The organism is Mesorhizobium sp. WSM4844 (assembly GCF_055811775.1).
Genome location: NZ_JBVVQB010000235.1, coordinates 1 through 234, shown reverse-complemented (window position 1 = coordinate 234; position 234 = coordinate 1). Strand labels below are relative to the sequence as shown.

1 protein-coding gene is annotated in these 234 nt (G+C 92.7%); it reads left to right on the top strand.

The features are described from left to right. Positions 1–234 (top strand): hypothetical protein (locus AC0L2A_RS36575; protein WP_473613045.1); only part of this gene is annotated, 234 nt, incomplete at both ends.

Sequence of the window (234 nt, the reverse complement as noted above, 5' to 3'; positions counted from 1 at the left end):
TCGGGGGCGCGGGGGTGGGGGGGTGGGCGGCGCCGCGGGGGGGGGGCGCGCCCCCCCCCCCCCCGGGGCCCCCCCCCCCCGCCCCCCCCCCCCCCCCCCCCCCCCCCCCCCCCCCCCCCCCCCCCCCCCCCCCCCCCCCCCGCCGCCCCCGCGCCCCCCCCCCCCCCCCCCCCCCCCCCCCCCCCCCCGCAACTCGCGCGGGCCGAGATCCACGCCCCCTTTGACGGTTCGGTG